General features: G+C 63.6%; 21 protein-coding genes. 16 read left to right on the forward strand and 5 right to left on the reverse strand.

All coding sequences use genetic code 11. The features are described 5' to 3' along the window. The first annotated feature begins 13 nt into the window (after nt 1-13). From LCW13_RS05610 to LCW13_RS05625, 4 genes are all read left to right on the forward strand, one after another. Nucleotides 14-280 (forward strand): hypothetical protein, encoded by a 267-nt coding sequence (locus LCW13_RS05610; RefSeq protein ID WP_054556802.1) that lies wholly within the window; start codon nt 14-16, stop codon nt 278-280. Between the two features lie 273 nt (nt 281-553). Beyond that, nucleotides 554-793, forward strand: coding sequence for a hypothetical protein (locus LCW13_RS05615; protein ID WP_153635374.1), 240 nt, complete (start codon nt 554-556; stop codon nt 791-793). Between the two features lie 22 nt (nt 794-815). Next, nucleotides 816-1,628, forward strand: coding sequence for a haloacid dehalogenase type II (locus tag LCW13_RS05620; RefSeq protein WP_225347775.1), 813 nt, complete (start codon nt 816-818; stop codon nt 1,626-1,628). Between the two features lie 211 nt (nt 1,629-1,839). Further along, on the forward strand, nt 1,840-2,523 hold the full coding sequence (locus LCW13_RS05625; protein ID WP_153635375.1) for an alpha/beta hydrolase: 684 nt from the start codon (nt 1,840-1,842) through the stop codon (nt 2,521-2,523). Between the two features lie 139 nt (nt 2,524-2,662). On the opposite strand, the gene LCW13_RS05630 is transcribed toward LCW13_RS05625, so the two are convergent. Continuing rightward, nucleotides 2,663-3,229 (reverse strand): DUF6314 family protein, encoded by a 567-nt coding sequence (locus LCW13_RS05630; RefSeq protein ID WP_153635376.1) that lies wholly within the window; start codon nt 3,227-3,229, stop codon nt 2,663-2,665. Between LCW13_RS05630 and LCW13_RS05635 the strand changes: the two genes are divergently transcribed. After that, nucleotides 3,228-4,103, forward strand: coding sequence for a DMT family transporter (locus LCW13_RS05635; protein ID WP_153635377.1), 876 nt, complete (start codon nt 3,228-3,230; stop codon nt 4,101-4,103). The genes LCW13_RS05630 and LCW13_RS05635 overlap by 2 nt on opposite strands. 39 nt (nt 4,104-4,142) lie before the next feature. Here LCW13_RS05635 and LCW13_RS05640 read toward each other — a convergent pair whose 3' ends face one another. Beyond that, nucleotides 4,143-5,849, reverse strand: coding sequence for an aminotransferase-like domain-containing protein (locus LCW13_RS05640; protein ID WP_153635378.1), 1,707 nt, complete (start codon nt 5,847-5,849; stop codon nt 4,143-4,145). Nucleotides 5,850-6,005: 156 nt separating this feature from the next. On the opposite strand from LCW13_RS05640, the gene LCW13_RS05645 reads away from it, so the two are divergent. Then, nucleotides 6,006-6,995 (forward strand): DMT family transporter, encoded by a 990-nt coding sequence (locus LCW13_RS05645; protein WP_172978630.1) that lies wholly within the window; start codon nt 6,006-6,008, stop codon nt 6,993-6,995. Nucleotides 6,996-7,119: 124 nt separating this feature from the next. Here the strand turns inward: LCW13_RS05645 and LCW13_RS05650 are convergent, their stop codons facing one another. The 3 genes from LCW13_RS05650 to LCW13_RS05660 all read right to left on the reverse strand — a co-directional run bounded on the left by LCW13_RS05650 (nt 7,120) and on the right by LCW13_RS05660 (nt 10,029). Beyond that, a complete protein-coding gene (locus tag LCW13_RS05650) occupies nt 7,120-7,731 on the reverse strand; it encodes an OmpW family outer membrane protein (RefSeq protein WP_153636803.1) in 612 nt (203 codons plus the stop codon). Between the two features lie 481 nt (nt 7,732-8,212). Beyond that, complete coding sequence (locus LCW13_RS05655; protein WP_043335424.1) at nt 8,213-8,806, reverse strand: OmpW/AlkL family protein; 594 nt, start codon at nt 8,804-8,806, stop codon at nt 8,213-8,215. 359 nt (nt 8,807-9,165) lie between these two features. Beyond that, on the reverse strand, nt 9,166-10,029 hold the full coding sequence (locus LCW13_RS05660) for a lipopolysaccharide kinase InaA family protein (protein WP_153635380.1): 864 nt from the start codon (nt 10,027-10,029) through the stop codon (nt 9,166-9,168). A gap of 586 nt (nt 10,030-10,615) precedes the next feature. Here LCW13_RS05660 and LCW13_RS05665 point away from each other — a divergent pair. The 10 genes from LCW13_RS05665 to LCW13_RS05710 all read left to right on the forward strand — a co-directional run bounded on the left by LCW13_RS05665 (nt 10,616) and on the right by LCW13_RS05710 (nt 20,923). Then, on the forward strand, nt 10,616-12,232 hold the full coding sequence (locus tag LCW13_RS05665; RefSeq protein ID WP_153635381.1) for a cytochrome ubiquinol oxidase subunit I: 1,617 nt from the start codon (nt 10,616-10,618) through the stop codon (nt 12,230-12,232). Nucleotides 12,233-12,238: 6 nt separating this feature from the next. Then, the gene (gene cydB, locus LCW13_RS05670) at nt 12,239-13,372 is read left to right on the forward strand and encodes a cytochrome d ubiquinol oxidase subunit II (protein ID WP_172978631.1); all 1,134 of its coding nucleotides are present in this window, start codon (nt 12,239-12,241) and stop codon (nt 13,370-13,372) included. Between the two features lie 125 nt (nt 13,373-13,497). After that, nucleotides 13,498-13,599, forward strand: a complete 102-nt coding sequence (cydX, locus tag LCW13_RS05675; RefSeq protein ID WP_024951692.1) for a cytochrome bd-I oxidase subunit CydX — start codon at nt 13,498-13,500, stop codon at nt 13,597-13,599. Between the two features lie 59 nt (nt 13,600-13,658). After that, the gene (locus LCW13_RS05680; RefSeq protein ID WP_082388798.1) at nt 13,659-13,964 is read left to right on the forward strand and encodes a cyd operon YbgE family protein; all 306 of its coding nucleotides are present in this window, start codon (nt 13,659-13,661) and stop codon (nt 13,962-13,964) included. A gap of 499 nt (nt 13,965-14,463) precedes the next feature. After that, nucleotides 14,464-15,600, forward strand: coding sequence for a glycosyltransferase family 2 protein (locus LCW13_RS05685; RefSeq protein WP_225347777.1), 1,137 nt, complete (start codon nt 14,464-14,466; stop codon nt 15,598-15,600). Beyond that, on the forward strand, nt 15,590-16,024 hold the full coding sequence (locus tag LCW13_RS05690) for a GtrA family protein (protein ID WP_172978632.1): 435 nt from the start codon (nt 15,590-15,592) through the stop codon (nt 16,022-16,024). Before LCW13_RS05685 ends, LCW13_RS05690 begins: the two co-directional genes overlap by 11 nt. Then, complete coding sequence (locus tag LCW13_RS05695; RefSeq protein ID WP_153635384.1) at nt 16,021-17,220, forward strand: hypothetical protein; 1,200 nt, start codon at nt 16,021-16,023, stop codon at nt 17,218-17,220. The genes LCW13_RS05690 and LCW13_RS05695 overlap by 4 nt, the downstream gene beginning before the upstream one ends. Then, complete coding sequence (locus LCW13_RS05700) at nt 17,195-17,890, forward strand: hypothetical protein (protein WP_153635385.1); 696 nt, start codon at nt 17,195-17,197, stop codon at nt 17,888-17,890. The genes LCW13_RS05695 and LCW13_RS05700 overlap by 26 nt, the downstream gene beginning before the upstream one ends. A 207-nt stretch (nt 17,891-18,097) precedes the next feature. After that, a complete protein-coding gene (locus LCW13_RS05705) occupies nt 18,098-18,937 on the forward strand; it encodes a mechanosensitive ion channel family protein (protein WP_225347778.1) in 840 nt (279 codons plus the stop codon). Between the two features lie 144 nt (nt 18,938-19,081). After that, nucleotides 19,082-20,923, forward strand: a complete 1,842-nt coding sequence (locus LCW13_RS05710; protein ID WP_153635386.1) for a glucosyltransferase domain-containing protein — start codon at nt 19,082-19,084, stop codon at nt 20,921-20,923. Nucleotides 20,924-20,941: the final 18 nt, after the last annotated feature.

A 20,941-nucleotide genomic window follows, 5' to 3' on the forward strand; every position in this document is an offset into this window, starting at 1 on the left:
GGAGGATAGAAAGATGATCAAGTCATTCATGACTCACGGCCTGGCAGCGTTTGCCCTCGCCACCAGCGGTCTGGCCAGTGCCGATATCAGCACTGATGACAGCAGTAACGTGCGATTCAATAGCGCTCAATCTCACGGCATCCACAGCGAAGTGCGTGATTATCAGAAGAGCGAAAAGCGCTACGCCGCAAATCCTGACATTCTGATCACCAGCCGTGGCAATGTGTTTGCCGATAGTGATGTGCATGGTGCAGTCGATATCGACGCTGACCATCGCTGAGCTTTCGATGCTGACGGTTCACACGACTCGGTTCACATGACTTCATGCCGCAAGTTGTCATTGCGAAACAATTGAAGCGCTGTGATTTGATTGCCACTGCTTGAATCACCGCGCAGCGACGATTGAAGGCGTAGGCACTGATGCGCAGCCAGTGACTACCGACATTCAGGGAGAGCGAAAGGAAATATCCCAGACGTAGAGACACTTGGATAGTGAGCAGAACGCTTGAGCAAGGGCTTTGGGACCCTCCACCATCCCCTCTAGAACGACCTGGTGGCAAAACCCTTTCTCAAACGCTTTCCTGTCCTGGGTGTCGCTGTCCCGACATTCATTGCCCGCCACCATGGCGGGTTTTTTTATGCCCGGATTCCAGAAGGGCACAGCAAGTGGCTGGTCGACTCTGTGTATGGCACCTTGCTTGATGCCCGCAATATTCTGAGGGTTTTCCAGATGATTCGTAAGGATTCATCGGCAGTTCACTGTGTGGATGTCATGATGCATCACGGTGATTAAACGTTGTTGATTGCCGGCCTGCATGTCGGATATCCCGAGGCAGGATGCCATGATATCAATCAAGTGGAGGCCCATGATGGTGCGCGGAAAACTCAAGAAAGTGGCGGGTTCATTGGTGTTGGGCGTTGGTCTGATGTCAGGGAGTGTGATGGCGGGTGATGTCGTCGAAAAGCCCAAGGTGCTGATCTTCGATGTCAATGAAACGCTGCTGGATCTTGCCTCGATGCGCAGTTCCGTCGGCGAGGCACTGGGGGGAAGAGAAGACCTGCTGCCCCTGTGGTTCTCGACCATGCTGCATTATTCTCTGGTGTCTACCGTGACTCGGGATTACCACGATTTCGGGCAGATCGGTGTCGCCTCGTTGCGGGTGGTCGCGCAGAACAACGGTGTCGAATTGACGGATGAGCAGGCGAAGAAGGCCATCATCACCCCGTTGCTGACACTCCCGCCTCACCCTGATGTCAAGGAAGGTCTGGCCAGGCTGAAGGCGGAAGGCTACAAGATCGTCAGCCTGACCAACTCGTCCAACAAGGGCGTCCAGGCGCAGTTCGAAAACGCGGGATTGCTGCCGTATTTCGATGCGCGCTACAGCATTGAAGATATCCAGATCTACAAGCCGGACCTGCGTTCCTATGAATGGGTGCTGGACAAGCTTGATGTCGAACCCGAGGAAGCCATGATGGTCGCGGCACATGGCTGGGATGTCGCGGGCGCCAAGGAGGCGGGCTTGCAGACCACGTTCATCGCCCGCCCGGGCAAGGCATTGTTCCCGCTGTCAAAGAAGCCCGATCATGTCGTGAAGGATGTGAACGAACTGGCCGACATTCTGCAATAGCACCAGAACCCTTGATTGGCAGAACCCTTGATTGACAGGTGCTGAAGATATTCTGTCATCATGGCGTTTATGGCATCGGTGAGGCTGGCGGGCGTCGAGTGACAGGGCAATTTGCCTGTTCATCGTGAGATTGCCAGCCTCATCGCATGGCAGATGCCAGCGTCAATGGTAGGCTGGGCGGCATTCCCCTTCTTACCGACCGGAGCTGAACATGAGTGACGCATCACAGCAGCATGGCCACCGTGCCCCTCAGATCATCGAGCCGAGCGCCCAGGCGGATGCCTGCGTGATCTGGCTGCACGGCCTGGGTGCTGACGGCAGTGATTTCGTGCCCGTGGTGCCTGCATTGGGTCTGCCTGAGAATCACGGCGTGCGTTTCGTCTTCCCGCATGCACAGGAGCTGGCCGTGACCGTCAATGGCGGCATGCGCATGCCGGCCTGGTACGACATTCTCGAGATGAATCTCGGCCGGCGCGTCGATGAGGTGCAGCTGCGTGAATCCGCAGCCTACGTGCATGCCTTGATCGAGGAGCAGATCGCCCAGGGCATCGCCAGTGAGCGCATCATTCTGGCCGGCTTCTCCCAGGGCGGTGCGGTGGTCTATGAGGCGGCGTTGAGCTGCGAGCGTCCGCTGGGCGGCTTGCTGGCGCTCTCGACCTATTTCGCGACCAGCGCGACCATTGCGCCGAGCGCCGCCAATCAGGGCCTGGCCCTCAGTGTCCATCACGGTACCCACGACGATATCGTGCCGCTGGCACTGGGTGAGGCGGGCGCCGAGAGTGCGCGTGCACTGGGTCATCCACTTGAATGGCAGACCTGGCCGATGGCGCACGCCGTGTGTCTCGAGGAAATCGAGGCGATCGGTGAGTGGTTCAAGGCGCGTCTGCTGGCCTGATCGGCTGCCAGGATCGACTGTCAGTATCGACTGCCAGAGCAAAAACGCCGCTGACGGATCACTCCGTCAGCGGCGTTTTCATGTGCTGCCAGCGGCCCCGTCATACGCCGTCAGCGGTCTTTGCCAGTGCTGGTCGCGCTCAGCAGCGATAGCGGTAGGCGAGGTGTTCATCCTTGCGCGGGCCGGTGATGCGCCAGTCGAGATCAAAGCCCAGGGCATTGCCCACCTCATCGCGCACGATGACCAGCGTGGCGGCGTAGAGATCATCGATGCACAGATGCGCTTCACGACTGACGAAGTGATCTTCGCCTCGAGCGCTGTCGGCCACCAAGTCGAACAGGAAGACGGCGGCATCGCGGCCACGACGTTCATGACTGAGCGACAGCGCCTCGCCATCCGCAGCCAGCTGCCAGCGATAGCGGTTGTGGAAGTTGACGCTGGATGACTGGCCCTCGAGCTGGAACTGGCCCTGCTCGAGAAATACCACACTCTCCTCCTCTTGCTGAGCCGCCTGTCGTGACCCGTCGTGGGGGAAGGCTGGGGCTTCGCGGGTGACCGTCACCTCGCCGCTTCCCTGGCCAGACCAGGCATTGCGCGAGGCCGGGCCGGAGCGTGACGAAAAATCCAGCCGGCGGATCTGCGCGAGCAGCGCATAGAGGGTTACAATTGGTGTCAACTTCTTCTGGCTACCGAGTTTACTCGTCATGTCCTACCTGATTGGTGTCACGGCCCTCTGGGCCTTCTCGTTTTCCCTGATCGGCGTCTATCTGTCCGGTCAGGTCGATAGCTATCTGGCCGTACTGACGCGTATCGTGCTGGCGTGCCTGATCTTTGCGCCGTTCATGCGCCCGCGGGCGATCAGCGGTCGTCTGCGCTTCCAGTTGATGGCCATCGGCGCGATCCAGCTCGGCCTGATGTACATCTTCTTCTATCGCTCCTTCCTGCTGCTGCCCGTGCCGGAAGTGCTGCTGTTCACCATCTTCACGCCTATCTACATCACCTTGCTCGATGACCTGATGAACAAGCGCCTGTCGCCATTCTACCTGCTGACCGCCGCGATTGCGGTGCTGGGTGCGGCGATCATTCGCTACAACGGGGTCAGTGACGGCTTCTGGCTCGGCTTTGCGGTCGTGCAGGGTGCCAATCTGTGCTTTGCCATCGGGCAGGTGGCCTATCGTCAGGTTGCTCCGCAGCTGCCGGCGGATGTCGCCCATCGCCATGTGTTCGGCTGGTTCTATCTCGGCGCGCTGGCGCTGGTGATCGTGATGTTCCTGCTGTTCGGCAGTACCGACAAGCTGCCGTCGCAGCCGGTGCACTTCGTGGTGCTGGGCTGGCTGGGCATCGTGGCCTCGGGGCTGGGCTACTTCCTGTGGAACAAGGGCGCGACGCGGGTCGATGCCGGCACGCTGGCGATCATGAACAATGCGCTGGTGCCGGCGGGCCTGCTGGTCAATCTGCTGATCTGGAACCGCGACGCCGACCTGGCGCGTCTGGCGCTGGGTGGGGCGGTCATCGTGGCGGCACTGGTGATCAATCAGGTGTGGGCACGTCGCCGCGAGCAGGCGCTGCGCATGGCCTGACAGTCTGTGCCATAAGCAAATCCAGACATCGCACCTCAATCAGCCCTCGCCCTGTGCGAGGGCTTTTTGCAGGTGAGCGGTGAGGCGCGCCAGTATCTCCTGCTGGCGGGGAATCTCGTCAGAGGGCCGCGCAGCGTTCTGCATCGCTTCCTCGCCGAGCTGGGCCGCATTGAGACGCAGGCCGGATTGTTCGGCATTGAACAGGCTGCCGGGCAGGGTGGCGATGCCTGCATTCAGCAGCTCCTGATGCAACTGCTCAAGCTGGCGCGCCTCAAGGCTGGGCAGGCCACACCATTGCAGATAGCCGCCGCTCGGTGGCGGCAGCCAGACTCGGTCACCCAGCGCCGTGCTCAGGTGCGCACGCAGACGCTCCAGGCGCCTCGCATAGCAGCGTCGCATGCGCTGCACGTGGCGGCCGTAATCCCCGCTGGTGATCAGTTCGCTCAGGGCAGCATGCATCCACGGCATGTCGCCCATGCCATTGGCCCAGCGCGCCCGAATCATCGCCTGCAGCCCCAGTGGTGACTCCTGCTCGGGCCGTGACAGCCACAGCCAGCCGCAGCGGGTGCGGGGGTCCAGCGTCTTGGAAAATGATCCGAGACTGATCAGCGCAGGCATCGGCCTGTCGGCATGGCGATGGGCGAGGTCGGCCAGCCACGGCTGGCGGGTATCGAAGCTCAGCTCGGCAAAGGTGGTGTTCTCGACCAGCAGGATGGCGTGGCGGGCCGCCAGTGCCAGCAGGCGGTGGCGATCTGGCGTGCTCAGCTGTCCGCCCAGGGGATTGTGGCCATCCGCGGTCACGATCAGGGCATCCAGCGTCAGGGCGGGCGTCTTGTCATCATGACGTTCGAGCAGACGCTCGAGCGCCGCGACATCCAGTCCCTGGTGCGCGCGGGCCGGAATGGCGATCGCCTGATGGCCCTGGGCTTCGATGGCAGCCACGATGCCGAAATAGCCCGGCGCTTCGACGCCGATCCGACAGCGGCCCTTGGCGGCACGCAGCTGGCCGAGCAGCAGGGACATGCCATGCTGCGCCCCCTGGCTGATCAACAGGGCGTCGCTGTCACAGGGATGGCCGTGGTGGCTGAGGTGCTGGGCGATGGCGGTGCGCAGCGCGCTCGAGCCCGGCGGTAGGGCATAGGCGCTGGGATGCTGGGCATGCGCCCCGAGCTGAGTGCGCGCCAGACGATACAGGCGACGCACGGCGGGGGCGTCCAGCTCTGGGTGAGCGGCACCTAACGGCGCCAGGCGCGGATCACTGGCATTCGCCATCGCCTGCCAGGCCGGGTCACTGATGGTGAGGGTGGTGATGGCGCGCGGCCTGTGATGTGACTCTCGCTGCCCGTGCTCTAGCTCGTCGGGGTGGCGAGATGAAGCCGGGCTGGTCTGTGAGTCGGTATTCAGGGCATCCGCGTCGTGAGCAGCCTGCGTCGCTGGCGCGACCCGATAGCCGGCACGCGGTTCGGCGATGATCAGGCCCGCCGCCTCCAGCTCGCCATAGGCACGAATCACGCTGTTGAGGCCGAGCCCCGACTGCGCCGCCTGCCGCCTGAGCGAAGGCAGGCGCTGTCCCGCGCTCAGTTTACCCGTCGCCATCTGGGTCTTGAGCCGCTCGACCAGCTGCTGATAGCGCGGCAGCGTCGCGGCTGTGGCGCCTGAGCTGGCGGTTGAGCTGGTGGTTGAGTTGATGGCGGGGCCTGCAAGCGAAGGGCGGCTGGCGGACGAAGCGTGCTCGGCGGATGACATGCCTGTCTGTACCCCTTGAATTGGTGATTATCTGTATCTTGTGCCCCCTTGAGGGTTCGCGGCAAGCTGAAGGCTCATGTCGTGGTCCCGTCGGTGCACGTCCTGCACCTGCCTATGGGCCGACCGCTTGTCATTTCTCTCGCTGGAGTCTGCGTGATGTGGATGCCACTTTGCTTCGTGTTTCTGTTCGCCAGCGGCTTCATCGCCGCGCGCTTCGGCACCCTGGACGCTGAACCCTTCACCTTGCTGCTGGTGCGCAGCCTGCTGGTGCTGCCGGTGCTGGGGTTGATTCTATGGCTGCGCCGCAAGCCGCGTCAGTGGGGCCGGCGCAATGACCGTCTGGCGCAGATGGGCATTGGCATGCTGTTGCATGGCGCCTACCTGGGCGGCGTGTTCGCGGCGGTCAAGGCGGGGCTGCCGGCGGGCCTGACGGCGCTGCTGGTCAGCCTGCATCCACTGGTGACGGCGGCCTTGTCACTGCCGCTGTTCGGCGTGCGGCTGGGCGCCAAGCAGTGGGCGGGGCTTGGCTGTGGCGCCATCGGCGTCAGTCTGGTGCTGGGGGCAGGGCTTGCCAAGGATGGCGCGGGTACCCTGGAGTGGCCGCTGATCGGGCTCGTCTGGTGCCTGGTGGCGCTGATCGGCGTGTCCAGCTCGACGCTGTGGCAGAAGCGGGTCTCCGGGCGCATGGGGCTGGTCGAGGGGCTGATGTTCCAGTATCTCGGTGCGGGCGCGGTGTTCGTCGTCGCGGCGACCAGTGTCGGCAGCTTTGCCTTTGACCCCACGCCGCGTCTGCTGCTGACCATGGCCTGGCTGGTGATCGCCATCTCGGTCGGTGCCATCTGGCTGCTGATGCTGATGCTGGAGCGGGGCGAGGCCCATCAGGTCGCGCGCACCTTCTTCCTGGTGCCGCCGTGTGCCGCGCTGATGGCATGGTGGCTGTTCGATGAGCAGTGGACCGCGCTGATGGTGGCGGGCGCGGCACTGGTGGTGCTGGGGCTGGTGCTGGACCGCCCGCGTCCGGGCAAGGTGAGCAAGGCGCCGGCCGACGACGCCATGCCGCCTTCGCCTTCAACGCCCTCAACCTCAATAGCTTCAGCAACTTCCAAGGCCTCGGTAACGAACAGCGGGCAAGCCGCCCCGCGCTGAGGCGTGCCGAGCGCACAACTCACAACGCACAACGCACAACGCACAACGCCCCGCCGGCCCGAGATGGGCTGGCGGGGCGTTGTCGTTTCTGACCAGTCAGAAGCGCTAGCCAGGAAGTGGCTGATCAGAAGCGATAGCTGATCCCGGCCATGGTCACGATGGGGTCGATCTCGACCTTGTCGTTGACGCTGCCCGCCACGGTGACATCGGAATCGATATCCAGATACCAGGCGGCGACGTTGGCCGCCCAGTGCTCGTTGATCACCAGATCGACGCCGATCTGTGCGGCCGCGCCCCAGCTGTCATCCATCTCGAGCTTGGTGCCATCGTCGAGGGTTTCATCGGAGAAGTGGGTGTAGTTGACGCCCGCGCCGATGTACGGCTGAATGCGCGATTCACGTCCGCCAAGCGGGTAGTACTGCAGTGTCAGGGTCGGCGGCAGGTGATCGACGGAACCGGCTTTCTGGCCATTGAGCGAGATGTCGTGGTCGAAATCCTGCGCCGCCAGCAGCTCGATACCGAAGGTGTCGGTGAAGCGATAGCCGAGAGTGAAGGCAAAGGCGCTGTCATCATCGACATCCACGTCGGCACCGATGGCATCGATGCGACCGTTGTCACTCTTCGGCGAGACCTTGGCGACACCTGCACGCGTCCAGAACTGTCCGGCGCCGTAGTTGAGCGAGCTGAGAGAGTTGAGAGAGCTGTGAGAGCTGGCATTCAGCGAGTCGGCGGCCATGGCCGGTGTGGCGCCGAGAGTCGCGAGGCTGGTGAGGCCTGCCAGTGCCAGAATCTGCCACGGGCGTGCCGCAGAGCGCGGGCTGCGCGAAGTCAGGTGCGCGGGGAGGGAGGCTGAGCGAGAGACGACGTCGGACATGATGGCTCCTGAAGGATGGCGGGAAACAATGCCCTCATTCTAGGTAGCCGAATTTCGAGAAATTTGATCTGGGGCAAGAGTTTACGGGCGTTCTTGCTCGGTCAGGGACGTGGTTGATCCAGGTCAATTTCTGCGCCACGTCGCTGAAGATCGGCCATGTAGCCGTTGGCTGCCCACAACGAAAACGCCGCAGACCCGAAGGTCTGCGGCGTTTGTGTGTGATGCCCATCTGGCGCCTGGACGGCTCGGCGTTGCCGAGCTCCATCGCTGACGTTTTCATGACGCGGCATCACACGGCTTGCCAGGTACTCGCTGGAGGCATGTTCACGCCTCGTGCAAGGACTTAGAAGCGGTAGGTGACACCGGCACCGACAGTGACCGGGTCCAGCTCGGTGTCGTTCACGTCCTGTCCGGCGATCTTGGTATCGGCCTTGACGTCGGCGTAACGAGCGAAGCCGTTGACGGCCCAGGCTTCGGTGATCTTGAGGTCCACACCCAGCTCGGCAGCGGCGCCGTAGCTGTCGTCGATGTCCATGCTCTGGCCACCGGCAGACTCACCGGAGAAGTGGGTGTAGTTCAGGCCGACACCAGCGTACGGCTGGACGCGGGCTTCAGTACCGCCCAGCGGGTAGTACTGCAGCATCAGGTTGATCGGCATCTGATCGAAACCACCGGCGCTGTTTTCCCAGTCAGTGCTGAATTCTTCAGTGGACTGCAGGGCGATGGCCAGGTTGTCGTGGAACATGTAGCCCACGGAACCGGCGAAGCCAGACTCGTCCTTGGCGATCAGACCGTTGCCGTTGTTGCTCTTGCCGTCGACCTTGGCAACGCCACCGCGCAGGAAGGTATCACCCTTGCCATATGCCATGGCGGATTGTGCGCCCATTGCCATGGTGCCGGCGATAACAGTAGCGGTCAGGATCTTGATAGCTTTCATGTGTAGTTCTCCTTGAAGCTTGGCTTCGTGAGCTGCCTGTCAGCAGTGCCTCGCTACCCTACGGCTTGGGCCGTGTGCTCTGCGTGGCTGCGTCGATCAGGGGACGCTGCAAACTATAAAAAACAGCGTTCTGTTTGGCAAGCTTTTTTTAGAACGTTGTTTGAAAACTTATTAGGCGTCCTGTTAGCGGATGTTACCGATTATTTCAGGGAAGTTTAATGTCTCACGAGTGAGACTTGTGGTGACGCATTCGAGCGACATCCCCATTCATCCTCGCGCAAGGTGACCAAGACCTTGGTCGCATGCCGTGCGCGAGGTTAGTGTTCACTACGCAAAGGTCATTTCCGGCCTCTGCAGGCTCAGCGCCGCTTGCGTGCGGCGCGTGCTTCCAGCTCTTTCAGCCACTGACTGACCTCGGCGCTCTGCGCATCCGCATCGCGATAGACGGCAAGAAATTGTCGCCATTCATCGTGCTGCCAGCTCTTCAGGCGGCGCCACAGCACGTAGAGATCGCGCAGGCACTCGTGGCGGCGCAGCACGAAGCGGCGCGTCTTCTCGAGGTCGATGATGACGGCGTCCATCTGCCAGGTGCTGTTCGGCGACTCACTCGGCGGGCGACTGAGGAAGAGGTGCTTGGGGAACAGACAGCCATGCATCAGGCCAGCCTGATGAATCTCGCGAACGAGGCGGGCGCTGGCGGTGATGACCTGAGAGCGCATGCCGGCATCGAGTTCCGCCCAGCGTTCATGCCAGTGATCCAGATCATCGCGCCCGGCGAGATCGAAGGTGATCAGGATGGCGCGCCATTCCCGGCCAGCACGCCGCTCGCCGTACCAGCCGGCGTCCACTGCCGGTATTCCCAGCGCGTGATAGTGGCGGATGGCACGCCATTCGCGAGAGAAGGTCGGTTCGCCCAGCGGGCGCGCCAGGCTGCGGCCCAGGTGGTTGGTCTGGCGCTTGAGATAGAGGCGATGACTGTTGCCGTCCTCATCCTCGAGCGTCAGCAGCGAAACCGTCGAGACGCCGCCGCGTTCACGATTCGGCGCGTCGACGTCGTGGGCTGCCACTTGCCACAGGGCATCGAAGCTATTGAGGTCGTGCTGCTCCAGCAGGCGGGCGAGGCCGGCTTCGCAGTAATCGCCGTGGCCGCGCGGCGCCGTGGCGCTGGGGCTGGTGGTGGCGGTGTGACCAGCAGAGGGATGAATGGGGGAGCGATGCGTCATGTCAGGTAGGAATCACGGTCTCGGGTGATAGGCGGTAAGCGTTCACTGGCAATCCTTGGCGGTGAGCGCTGCGATGACTGGCCATGATAGTTAGCCTGCTGGGGAAGTGACAGGCCTGCGGCACAAAACTCTCCTTCCCAGCGCGTCAATGGCGCGGGGCCGTGATGGCTTGCTGCGCGGCGACTGGCGGCGCTTGGGTGCGCCAGTCGGTCGCAGCGTGGTGCAACGTCGCAGTGTGGTCGATGGTCGCAGCGCGCGCAGGGGTGCGCAGAGTCAGCGTTGAGATGGCGCCAGGCCAGCGAGGCCCGCCGCTCCAGCATCCATGCGGCTTGCAGCGGAGTTGTCCAGTGACAGCAGGCACTTGGCGGAGGTAGCGGGTGCGACATGCGCCCGGTGAGTGCGACAACCTGACATCTGGAGACTGGCGCGGGAGGGTAGACAATGCCGACCAAGGTCTTGGTGCCACGGTGCCATTGCCTGTGTGCTTGCCGGCGAGAGTCGGCCTGATGTGTCCGTCCGACGTCGGTGGCAAGCGCATGCAGGGACGGCAGCCTGACCGTCCGCCTTATCGCAAAGGGGTTAAGACATGATCTCCGATACCGTCGTGGAGCTGTCGCGGTTCCAGTTCGGCATGACCGCGCTCTACCACTTCCTGTTCGTACCATTGACCATCGGCATGGCTTTCCTGCTGGCCATCATGGAATCCCTGTATGTCATGACCGGCAAGCAGGTCTACCAGGACATGACCAGGTTCTGGGGCAAGCTGTTCGGTATCAACTTCGCTCTTGGCGTGGCCACTGGCCTGACGATGGAATTCCAGTTCGGCACCAACTGGGCCTACTACTCGCATTACGTCGGCGACATCTTCGGTGCGCCGCTGGCCATCGAGGGCCTGGTGGCCTTCTTCCTCGAGTCCACCTTCGTCGGCCTGTTCTTCTTCGGCTGGGACCGCCTGACCAAGCGTCAGCACCTGATGGTGACCTGGCTTGTGGCCTTCGGCTCCAACTTCTCGGCGCTGTGGATCCTGATCGCCAACGGCTGGATGCAGAATCCGGTCGGTGCGGCCTTCAATTTCGAGACCATGCGCATGGAGCTGACCAGCTTCGCGGATGTCATCTTCAACCCGGTCGCCCAGGCCAAGTTCGTGCATACCGTGTCGGCAGGCTATGTGACCGGCGCCATGTTCGTGCTCGGCATCAGCGCCTTCTACCTGCTCAAGGGGCGTGACCTGGGCTTTGCCAAGCGCAGCTTCGCCATCGCCGCCGCCTTCGGTCTGTTCTCGGTGGCTTCGGTGATCGTGCTGGGCGATGAGTCCGGTTATGAAGTCGGGGATGTCCAGAAGGCCAAGATGGCCGCCATCGAGGCGATGTGGGAAACCGAGCCGGCGCCGGCGTCCTTCACGCTGATCGGTCTGCCCAACGAGGAGACCCAGCACACCGATTACGGCATCCATATTCCCTATGTGATGGGCCTGATCGGCACGCGCTCGCTGGATACCGAGATTCCCGGCATCAAGGAGCTGACCGAGGAGCACCGCGGACGCATCCTCAATGGCATGCAGGCCTATGACCTGCTCCAGCAGCTGCGTGATGGCCAGGACGACATCGCGACCCGCAAGGCCTTCGATGCGGTCAAGGATGATCTCGGTTACGGCATGCTGCTCAAGCGCTACGTCGAGACTCCGTCAGATGCCACGCCGGAGATGATCGACAAGGCCGCCGCCGACTCGATTCCGCCGGTCGCGCCGATGTTCTTCTCGTTCCGCATCATGGTCGCCTGCGGCATGGCGATGCTGGTGATCTTCATCGCGGCGGTGTGGATGACCGCCAAGCAGCGCTTCGACGTGCGGCCCTTCCTGTGGATCTGCCTGCTGTCGATCCCGCTGCCGTTCATCGCCGTGGAAACCGGCTGGTTCGTGGCCGAATTCGGGCGTCAGCCGTGGGCGGTGGGGGAGATCCTGCCGACCTTCATGGCGGCCTCGAGTCTGGATGAGTCCGACCTGTGGTGGTCCATCGGTGGCTTCCTGGCCTTCTACAGCCTGTTCTTCGTCATCGAGATGTGGCTGATGTTCCACTTCGCGCGCAAGGGGCCGTCTTCCCTGCACACCGGTCGCTATCACTTCGAGCGCAGCGGCATCCACCATGGCGCCATGTCCGAAGATGACGGCATGTCACTCAATCCTTCGCTGTCATTCAAGGAGTAACGGATCATGTGGGATTACGAGATCCTCAAGCTGTTCTGGTGGGTGGCGGTAGGGCTGCTGCTGATCGGCTTCGTCATCACCGATGGCATGGACATGGGCGCGGCGATGCTGATGCCGCTGGTCAGCCGCAATGACAGCGAGCGCCGTGTGGTGATCAATACCCTGGCCCCGCACTGGGATGGCAATCAGGTATGGCTGGTCACCGCCATCGGCGCGGTGTTCGCGGTGTGGCCGGTGGTCTACGGCGCCGTGTTCTCCAGTTTCTATTTCGCGATGCTGACCATCCTGTTCTCGCTGTTCTTCCGCCCGCTGGGCTTTGACTATCGCTCCAAGCTCGAGAACACCCAGTGGCGTGGCTGGTGGGACCGCGGCATCGTCGCCGGCAGCCTGATTCCCACCGCCTTCTTCGGGCTGATCTTCGGCAACCTGCTGCAGGGCGTGCCGCTGGAAGTCGATCAGTTCATGCGTGCCAGCTACGCCGGCAGCTACCTGGGGCTGTTCAACCCCTTCGCTTTGCTGTGTGCGGCGCTGTCCATCGTGATGGTGATGCTGCATGGCGGCACCTGGCTGGTGGCACGTGCCGATGAGGCCGTCGCCGCACGCAGCGCGCGTCTGGTGCAGCCGCTGGGCCTGCTGACGCTGGGGCTGTTCGCGCTGGGCGGCCTGTGGGTGTGGCTGTCCGGCATGGGCTACAGCATCGATCAGATGGGCGATACCGCTTCGGCCTTGAAGCTGCTCGACAAGCAGGTCGGGCCAGGCAGCTGGCTGGATGTCTATGCGCGTGAGCCGCTGACGCTGCTGGCACCGCTCAGCGCAGTGGTCGGTGTGCTGGCCGCGATGGTGCTGTCGGCCCGGCGCAAGGGCGGCGCGGCCTTCACGGCAAGCTCCGTCGGGGTAGGGGGTGTGGTCGCCACCGCGGGCATCAGCATGTTCCCGTTCATCGTGCCGTCCTCGCGCATGAGCGAGGCCAGCCTGACGCTGTGGGATTCCGTTTCCAGCGAGCTGACGCTCTCCATCGTCACCGTGGCGGGGCTGGTGATGGTGCCGACCATCATCCTCTACACCACCTGGTGCTACGTGAAGATGTGGCGTCGCGTCACCGTCGCGCATATCGAGCAGGACGGTCACAGCCTGTATTGAGGTGCGCTGACCTGAGTTGAGCTGATCTGAGTTGAGCTGATCTGAATTGAGTTGAGCTAGCTGAGCCAATTGCTCCCATTTGCTATCAACAGGCGAGGGCAGTGCCCTCGCCAGGAGACGACACCATGTGGTATTTCGCCTGGATTCTCGGTGTGTTGCTGGCCTGCTTCGCGGGCATCATCAATGCATTGTGGCTTGAGCAGACCCACACCTTTGACGATGATTGAGTGAGGCGGCCCCCAACGTTACTTCTGCGCCGCTGACCGTTCCGATCAAGGAGAGCTCGATGTCACGACCCTGGTACGCCTCACGACCACCGGCCTGGTGCCGAACTCGACCTGCCCATCTGGCCTCGCTGCTGCTGTCTGCCATGGTGGCCATCTGGATGCTGCTGGGGCCGGATGCGATAGCCTCGATGCAGACAGGACCGCGCTATCTGATGTTGCTGGTCGCGCTGTGGGGGCTGGGCGCCGGCTTCACGCATGGCGTCGGCCTGGTGCCGCGCCATGCGACCCGCGCCTGGCTGCTGGGGGCGCCGCTGAGCTGGTGTCTTTTGCTCATCACGCTGGTGACCCTCGCGTCCAGCCAGTAACGCGATTGCGCGGGCTCTAATCATTACATCAACAAACACGGCCGCTCCCTGGAGCGGCCGTGTTTGTTTAGGGCTAAAGGCATGGCTCAAGGGCATGGCTTGCGAGCCCTTGAGTGATTCAGGCTTTACTTGTTGAGGCCGCAGGCTCTATAACGCAGCGAGGTGGTGTCGCGCTCAATGACCCGCGCAGACCGCTCTCGCAAGCCCTCGTAAACCCTCGCAAGCCCTTGCCGATGTCTGGCGCTGTGCGGAGCTTTTCACGGATTCTTGCAGCCGGCAGACCGGTTCGCGCTGGTCACCGTCAGCATTGACGCTGCGTTGTATTCGTCGCCCTCGGCCCCAAGAGGTAATGGAGCGGAGGGAGGAGGGGCGCCGATCGAGAACGGGAGAGTGTCTGGTAAGCCGCTGGTGCAGCACCTGTGTCCTCTTCACTCTCACCTTGTCAGATGATGATGCCCTGGCGTGTATGAATGACGGGGCTCTCGATGGAGGAAATACCATGCGGTCTTCAGCTGATGCATCCTGCGGCCAGGCGTCTGGCCGGCAGTCCTCGTCGGGGCACATTCCCCGCGACATGTCGCGCCGCCTTTCCGGTGACTGGGTCTTGTCATTGGTGGTGCCGGTGATGAACGAGGAGGAGACCATCGGTCTCTTTCTGGAGGCCATCGAGAAGACTCTGGGCTCGCAGGTGCCACACCTTGAAGTGCTGTTCGTCGATGATGGCTCGACCGACGGCACCCTGGCGTGTCTGGAGGCCGCGGCGGCCGGCGATGCCCGCGTGCGCTACCTGAGCCTGACACGCAACTTCGGCAAGGAAGCGGCCATGTCCGCCGGCATCGAGCAGGCGCGTGGCGATGCCATCGTGCCGATGGATGTCGATCTGCAGGACCCGCCGGAGGTGATTCTCGAGTTCATCAGCCAATGGCAGGCCGGCTACGACATGGTCTATGGCGTACGCGCCGCGCGTAATGAAGACACCGCCACCAAGCGCAAGACGGCAGGCTGGTTCTATCGCGTCTTCAACCGCCTGACCTTCACCGAGATACCGCGCGATGCGGGCGACTTCCGCCTGCTGGACCGCCGTGTCGTCGAGGCGCTGCGGCGCCTGCCCGAGCGCAATCGCTTCATGAAGGGCCTGTTCTCATGGCCCGGCTATCGCTCGGTGGGCGTCACCTACCAGCGCCCGTCGCGCACGGCCGGCACCACCAAGTTCAACTACTGGAAGCTGTGGAACTTCGCCCTCGATGGCGTGGTGAGCTTCTCGACCTGGCCGCTGCGGGTCTGGACCTATATCGGCAGTGTCGTCGCCGCTCTGTCCTTCCTCTATATCCTGGTGATCATCAGCAAGACGGTGCTGTTCGGCGCCGATGCGCCGGGCTATGCCTCACTGATGGTCGCGATCCTGTTCTTCGGCGGCATGCAGCTGATCTCGATCGGCGTGCTGGGCGAATACCTCGGTCGTCTGTTCATGGAAACCAAGCAGCGTCCGCTTTACCTGATCGACCATGACAGCCTGCACGACAGCCCGCCGGGCAGCGTGTCACCGGACAGGGGCCTCGATAGCGGCCTGAGCACTGCGCGAGTCGTGCGCGGCGCGTCACGCGATGCGGCGCGAGGTGAATCACTTGAGCGCTGATCGTGAGGGCGTCAGCGAGTCCGACAGGCCAGTCACTGCCCGCGCCAGGGAGGAGGCGGGCACCGCGACCCGCTTCGGGCTGGTCGGGCTGGCCGCGACGGGCGTGCACCTGGGCGTCGCCGCCTTGCTGCTGTTCCTGTGGCCGCAGCTCAATGAATTCATCGCCAATATCATTGCCTTCTGCGTCGCCTTTCAGGTCTCGCTGGTCGGCCATCGCCGGCTGACCTTCAAGCGCCAGGGCAGTGCCTGGCGTTTCGGGCTGGTCGCGGCGGGCGGCTTTGCGCTCAACAATGGCCTGTTGGCACTGCTGATGCAGGGGCTGGATCTGTCGGGCTTCGTCGCCATCGCGATCGCCACGCTCTCGGTGCCGATCATGACCTATCTGGCCTCACGGCTGTGGGCCTTCAAGGAAGACCATGCATGAATGACAGCGTCACCGCAGGACCGCGCTCGACGCTGGGGGAGCGCCTCAAGACATTGGCAGCCGAGACGCCGCCCCCTGCCGAGGCACTCGCGCGGGCGCAGGCCGTGCGCATTCCCTGGGGGCATATCCTGCTGGCGCTGCTGGTGACGCGCGCCGTCTGGCTCGCCATCGCGCTGTGGGGCGATCACAGTTATCTGCACGCCATGGCGCAGTTCGACGGCAGCTGGTTCAAGGGCATCATGACGCGCGGCTACGATGTCGAGGCGCGCGGCATGAGCGATGGCGACGCCGCCAACTGGGCCTTCTTCCCGCTCTATCCGGCGCTACTGTGGCTGGTGACGCTGGGCGGTCAGCTGGACCCCGAGCTGATGGGCGTGCTCCTGAGCAATGCCTTGCTGGCCGTCGCGCTGGGGCTGGGCTGTCGCTATCTGGCCATCACGCGCCCCGGCGCGCCGTTGCTGCTGTTCGTGTGGCTGGCGGCCAGCATGCCGTACAGCTTCTATTTCAGCGCGCTCTATTCCGAGTCACTGTTCTGGCTGCTGTGTCTGGCGTCATTGATCGACTGGCGCTGTCAGCGTACCGGCCGCGTGATGCTCTGGACGCTGCTGTTGTCGATGACCCGCGCCACCGGGGTGTTCTGGGTCATCGCGATGGGAATCGAGCTTGTGGCGCGCCTGCGCCTGCGGGCTTTCGCCGAGCTGTGGCGGCGGCCCGATTGGCTGCTGATCGGCGTGGTGGGGCCCTTGGGGCTGTTCCTGTTCATGGCGCTGCTCTATCACCGGACGGGTGACGCGCTGGCCTTCAGTCATGTGCAGATTTCCTGGGGCCGTGAGATGGGCAATCCCCTCACCAACCTCATTGAAGGGCTGAGCTACTGGCAGAGCGCGCCGGAGACGCTGCGCCCGGCGTGGCAGGCGAGCATGGCGCTGGTCGGTGTCGGCCTGATCGGCTGGCTGGGCGTGCAGCGGCGCTGGCTGGAGATGGGGCTGGCGGGCTTCACGCTGTTCGTACCGCTGGCGACCGGGCTGGACGCTATTCCGCGCTACATGATCGGCATGCCGGTGTTCGTGCTGGCCCTGCATGACCTGCTCACTCGTCTGCCACGCATGCTGGCCTGGGGCCTGGTCATGCTGGGCGCGCTCGCTAATCTCTGGCTGGTGGAGAACTGGTATGACACCGTCTTCTGGCTCGTCTGATGCCCTGTATGGCGCGCCACGGCCACGGCGCAGCCAGCGGGTCTGGTGGCTGCTGGCCACCGTGGTGGTGTTGGCCTTCGAACTCACCCTGCTGTGGCTGGCGCGCACGCCCAGGGTCGATGATCACTACCGGCGCTACTTCATCGAGCATGCCACCACCTGTTACCGGCCGATGGGCGAGGTGCCGGTACTGACGCCCGGTGAGCGCTACCCCATCCGCAAGGGCGAGCCGCTGGGCAATTGCGGCGTGCTGTGGGCCGGTTTCTACTCGCCCCAGCCAGATGTGCCGGTCAGTGCGCGGCTGGCGGAGGTCACCTTGCGCCTGCGGGTGGCGCCCGAGGTCTCGCCGGCAGGCTCGCAGGCCGTGGTCGTGGCGCTTGAGCTGTCACGCTTCCCGGATTCGGCCGCCGCGCTGCCGGTGGAAGTCATGATCGGGGAGCAGACCGTCACGCGCTGGCCGGTAGGCGGCCGTTATGAGCGCTTCGAGGTCGAGGTGCCCGCCGCGCTGATCGCGAGCGACGGCAGCTTCAGCCTGACCCTCAAGGGGCCGCCGCCCATCGCGCCGCGCGATGCGGGCCTGGATGCCAACAAGTTTCCCGTGGGCCTGCGCCTGGACGCGCTGACGCTGCGCTCACCGCTGGGACTGACGCCCGCTCGGGCGCAGCCCTGAATGGATGAATGGCCTGTCAGGGCACGCTGCTTCAGCGGCAAGAGCACTGACGTGACGCCGATAGTCAGGTAAATTGTGTGCGCGTGAATACCCAATGATCCGTTCGGCCGAGTGTCAGTGCGTCCCCGGCGCGCGCCTCGTGCCCTATAACGATAAAGCACCCGGTGGTCTGCTGACCGCCACGCAAGGGATGCTCAAGGAGTTGTCGTGGAATTTTTGAATGCCATCCCCATGGATACCAGTCAGCTGTTCGAGATAGGGCTGCAATGGGGCGGAACCCTGCTGTCGGCGCTGGCCGTGCTGGTCTTCGGCATGTGGGTCGCCAAGCGCCTGACCCAGTGGGCGACCTCGCTGCTGCACCGCAAGAGCATGGACGAGGCGGCGGCCGGTTTCGTCGGCCAGATCGCCTACGCCATCCTGGTGGTCATGGTGCTGCTGACCGCTCTGGACCAGATCGGTGTCGATACCACCTCCATGATCGCCGCGCTGGGTGCGGCGGGTCTGGCGATCGGTCTGGCGCTGCAGAGCTCGCTGTCCAATCTGGCCTCCGGCTTCCTGCTGGTCACGCTGCGTCCGTTCAAGAAGGGCGATTACGTCGAAGCCGCCGGCACCTCCGGTAGCGTCGATCAGATCACCATGCTGCAGACCCGCCTGGTGACGCCGGACAACCGCAAGGTCACCGTGCCGAACTCCAGCGTCATGTCCAACACCATCACCAACTACTCGGCGCTGCCGACGCGGCGTCTGGACCTGGTGGTCGGTGTCAGCTATGACGACGACATCCGTCAGGTCAAGGCGGTGCTCGAGGAGCTGGTCGCCGGTGACGAGCGCATCATGAAGGAGCCGTCCTACCTGATCGCCGTGTCAGAGCTGGCCGACAGCTCGGTCAACTTCAACTTCCGCATGTGGTGTCAGGCCTCCGATTACTGGGCGCTGAAGTGGGACATGACCGAACGCATCAAGCTGACCTTCGATGAGCGCGGCATCAGCATTCCCTATCCGCAGCGCGATGTGCACTTCCATCAGGCCAGCACGCCGGCCGAGTAACTTTTGCATCACGTAGGCATGTCGACAACGCCACCCTCGGGTGGCGTTTTTGATGGGCTTTCGTCGGGGCATTCCATCGCGCCCCGAGTCAGGTACTCTCGACGTCATCCGTCCTGGGTATCGTTCTGATCGGGAGTCCAGTGCATGACAAGCTCGCAGCCGTTGTCCCAAGCGTGTGATGCCGCTGATGCCAGGCGGCGTCAGGCATGGCGCATTCTGCTTGCCAGTCTCGTGGTGATCGGGCTCGGGCTTGTGCCACTGATCGCCACGCGCGCGCTGTATCTGGATGACATGAGCCGTGCCCTGGATGGCTATTACGGCTGGATGCTCAATGCGCGCCCGGCCGCCGAGGGCATCATGCGCCTGCTGGGCTTTGGCGATGTGCTGGTCAATGTCGCGCCCTTGCCGCAAATGGCGGCCTGGGGGTTGGCGGCGAGCATGGCGCTGGCCTGGTGGCGATGGCTGCCGGGGCTCTCGCTGGCGGGCTGCGTAGTGGGCAATGCGCTGATCTGGCTGACGCCCTTCACCCTGCAGAATTTCAGTTACGCCTTCGACAGCCTGCCGATGAGCGTGGCGCTGGCCAGTGCCACACTGGCCAGTCTGGTGCTGCGTGCTGGCGGGAAAAGCGGGGCAGAGGGAGAGCAAGGCGGAGGGATAAGCGAAGGGCGAGGCCCATGGCAAGTCTGGCAGCCACCGCTGAGCGCCTTGCTGCTGTTGTTGCTGGCGCTGTGCTGCTATCAACCGGCCCTGAATGCCTTTCTGGTGCTGAGCCTGCTCGAAGCCCTGTTCGCGGGCGCCGTCAGCACGTCACTGTGGTCGCGCTGGCGGATGCTGTTGCAGCGTGGGGCGCTGGCCGCCGTCGCCTTGCTGCTCTATCTGCCCATCACGCGGCTGCTGGTGGCGGGGGAGTACAGTCAGCAGCATGGCCAGATGCTGCCCTTCGCCGACCCTCAGGCCTTGCTGGCAGGGATCGAGCACAACCTGAGCGTGGCGCTGGGCGCGCTGCGTGAGGGGCTGGGGCAGGTCACGTTGTTGCTCAGTCTGGCGCTGCTGGCCGGGGCAGCGCTGTTGCGACTCCTGCCTCGAAGCGTGCCTTTATGTCATGCAGAAGCCGCTGGCGCGCCCGAGGGCAGGTCTCGCTCGGCGCGCCAGCTATCGCTGCAGCGCATGAGCTGGGCCCTGTGGGCGCTGCTGCTGGTTCCCGCCCTGTGGGGGCCGATGCTGTTGCTGGCCGAGCCGGTATTTCATTCGCGCACCCTGATCGCCTGGGGACCGCTGTTGGGCGGTGCCCTGATGCTGGCACTGAGTGTGAGTGTGAGTGTGAGAGAGGGCGCGAGCGCGGAGGCAAGCGCAACGCCGAGCATGACAGAAACGGCCAACACGCAGCGCAAGTCACCTGGCTGGCGGGGTCTGACGCAGTGCCCTTTGAAGCCGTGTCTGTTGATCGTCGCCGGCCTGTTGCTGGTGCGCCATGGGGTGATCTTCGCCGCCTGGAGCAATGCGCTGGGCGCCCAACAGGCCCATGAGACACAGCTGGCGCGCACTCTGGTGGCTCAGGCGCGGGAGCAGGGCCTGCCGCTGGACTCGCCCCGTGACGCCGAGCGCTACCAGCCGCGCGATGCCTTGCCGGTACTGGTGCTGGGCGAGGCGCCAGTGGCGCCGCTGGCGCGGGTCGCTCGCCAGCAGGCGGCGGCCGTGGGCCAGAATCTGGTTGCCGCCTTCACGCCTGACAACTACTGGGCCGTGGTGCGGCTGCGCCTGGCGGGCGCCAGCGCGGTGACCTTGCTGCGCGATGAGGCGCTCAAGGCACGCCTGCAAGCGCGATCGCCCTGTGCGCCGGGCGATGCTGTCAGTCAGGCCTCCGATCAGCCCACCAGCCAGCCCTCAGCTCCTTTATCAGTTCTGTCGCAAGTGCCGTCGCCAGCGCTGTCACTGCAAGAAGGAGTCTGGGTAATCGATTTCCGCAAGCCTCGCCAATGTGATTAGGACATATGAGAGAGCCAT

It is taken from the genome of Cobetia amphilecti (assembly GCF_020217465.1).
Lineage (GTDB): Bacteria > Pseudomonadota > Gammaproteobacteria > Pseudomonadales > Halomonadaceae > Cobetia > Cobetia amphilecti.

What these genes read in the sequence shown, in the direction of transcription:
- LCW13_RS05665 (WP_153635381.1), top strand. Translation starts at nt 10,616, where the DNA reads ATGATCTCCGATACCGTCGTGGAGCTGTCGCGGTTCCAGTTCGGCATG.
- cydX (WP_024951692.1), top strand. Translation starts at nt 13,498, where the DNA reads ATGTGGTATTTCGCCTGGATTCTCGGTGTGTTGCTGGCCTGCTTCGCG.
- LCW13_RS05700 (WP_153635385.1), top strand. Translation starts at nt 17,195, where the DNA reads ATGACACCGTCTTCTGGCTCGTCTGATGCCCTGTATGGCGCGCCACGG.
- LCW13_RS05660 (WP_153635380.1), bottom strand. Translation starts at nt 10,029, where the DNA reads ATGACGCATCGCTCCCCCATTCATCCCTCTGCTGGTCACACCGCCACC.
- LCW13_RS05645 (WP_172978630.1), top strand. Translation starts at nt 6,006, where the DNA reads ATGTGGATGCCACTTTGCTTCGTGTTTCTGTTCGCCAGCGGCTTCATC.
- LCW13_RS05680 (WP_082388798.1), top strand. Translation starts at nt 13,659, where the DNA reads ATGTCACGACCCTGGTACGCCTCACGACCACCGGCCTGGTGCCGAACT.
- LCW13_RS05685 (WP_225347777.1), top strand. Translation starts at nt 14,464, where the DNA reads ATGCGGTCTTCAGCTGATGCATCCTGCGGCCAGGCGTCTGGCCGGCAG.
- LCW13_RS05655 (WP_043335424.1), bottom strand. Translation starts at nt 8,806, where the DNA reads ATGAAAGCTATCAAGATCCTGACCGCTACTGTTATCGCCGGCACCATG.
- cydB (WP_172978631.1), top strand. Translation starts at nt 12,239, where the DNA reads ATGTGGGATTACGAGATCCTCAAGCTGTTCTGGTGGGTGGCGGTAGGG.
- LCW13_RS05710 (WP_153635386.1), top strand. Translation starts at nt 19,082, where the DNA reads ATGACAAGCTCGCAGCCGTTGTCCCAAGCGTGTGATGCCGCTGATGCC.
- LCW13_RS05650 (WP_153636803.1), bottom strand. Translation starts at nt 7,731, where the DNA reads ATGGCCGCCGACTCGCTGAATGCCAGCTCTCACAGCTCTCTCAACTCT.
- LCW13_RS05625 (WP_153635375.1), top strand. Translation starts at nt 1,840, where the DNA reads ATGAGTGACGCATCACAGCAGCATGGCCACCGTGCCCCTCAGATCATC.
- LCW13_RS05695 (WP_153635384.1), top strand. Translation starts at nt 16,021, where the DNA reads ATGAATGACAGCGTCACCGCAGGACCGCGCTCGACGCTGGGGGAGCGC.
- LCW13_RS05620 (WP_225347775.1), top strand. Translation starts at nt 816, where the DNA reads ATGTCGGATATCCCGAGGCAGGATGCCATGATATCAATCAAGTGGAGG.
- LCW13_RS05610 (WP_054556802.1), top strand. Translation starts at nt 14, where the DNA reads ATGATCAAGTCATTCATGACTCACGGCCTGGCAGCGTTTGCCCTCGCC.
- LCW13_RS05640 (WP_153635378.1), bottom strand. Translation starts at nt 5,849, where the DNA reads ATGTCATCCGCCGAGCACGCTTCGTCCGCCAGCCGCCCTTCGCTTGCA.
- LCW13_RS05635 (WP_153635377.1), top strand. Translation starts at nt 3,228, where the DNA reads ATGTCCTACCTGATTGGTGTCACGGCCCTCTGGGCCTTCTCGTTTTCC.
- LCW13_RS05630 (WP_153635376.1), bottom strand. Translation starts at nt 3,229, where the DNA reads ATGACGAGTAAACTCGGTAGCCAGAAGAAGTTGACACCAATTGTAACC.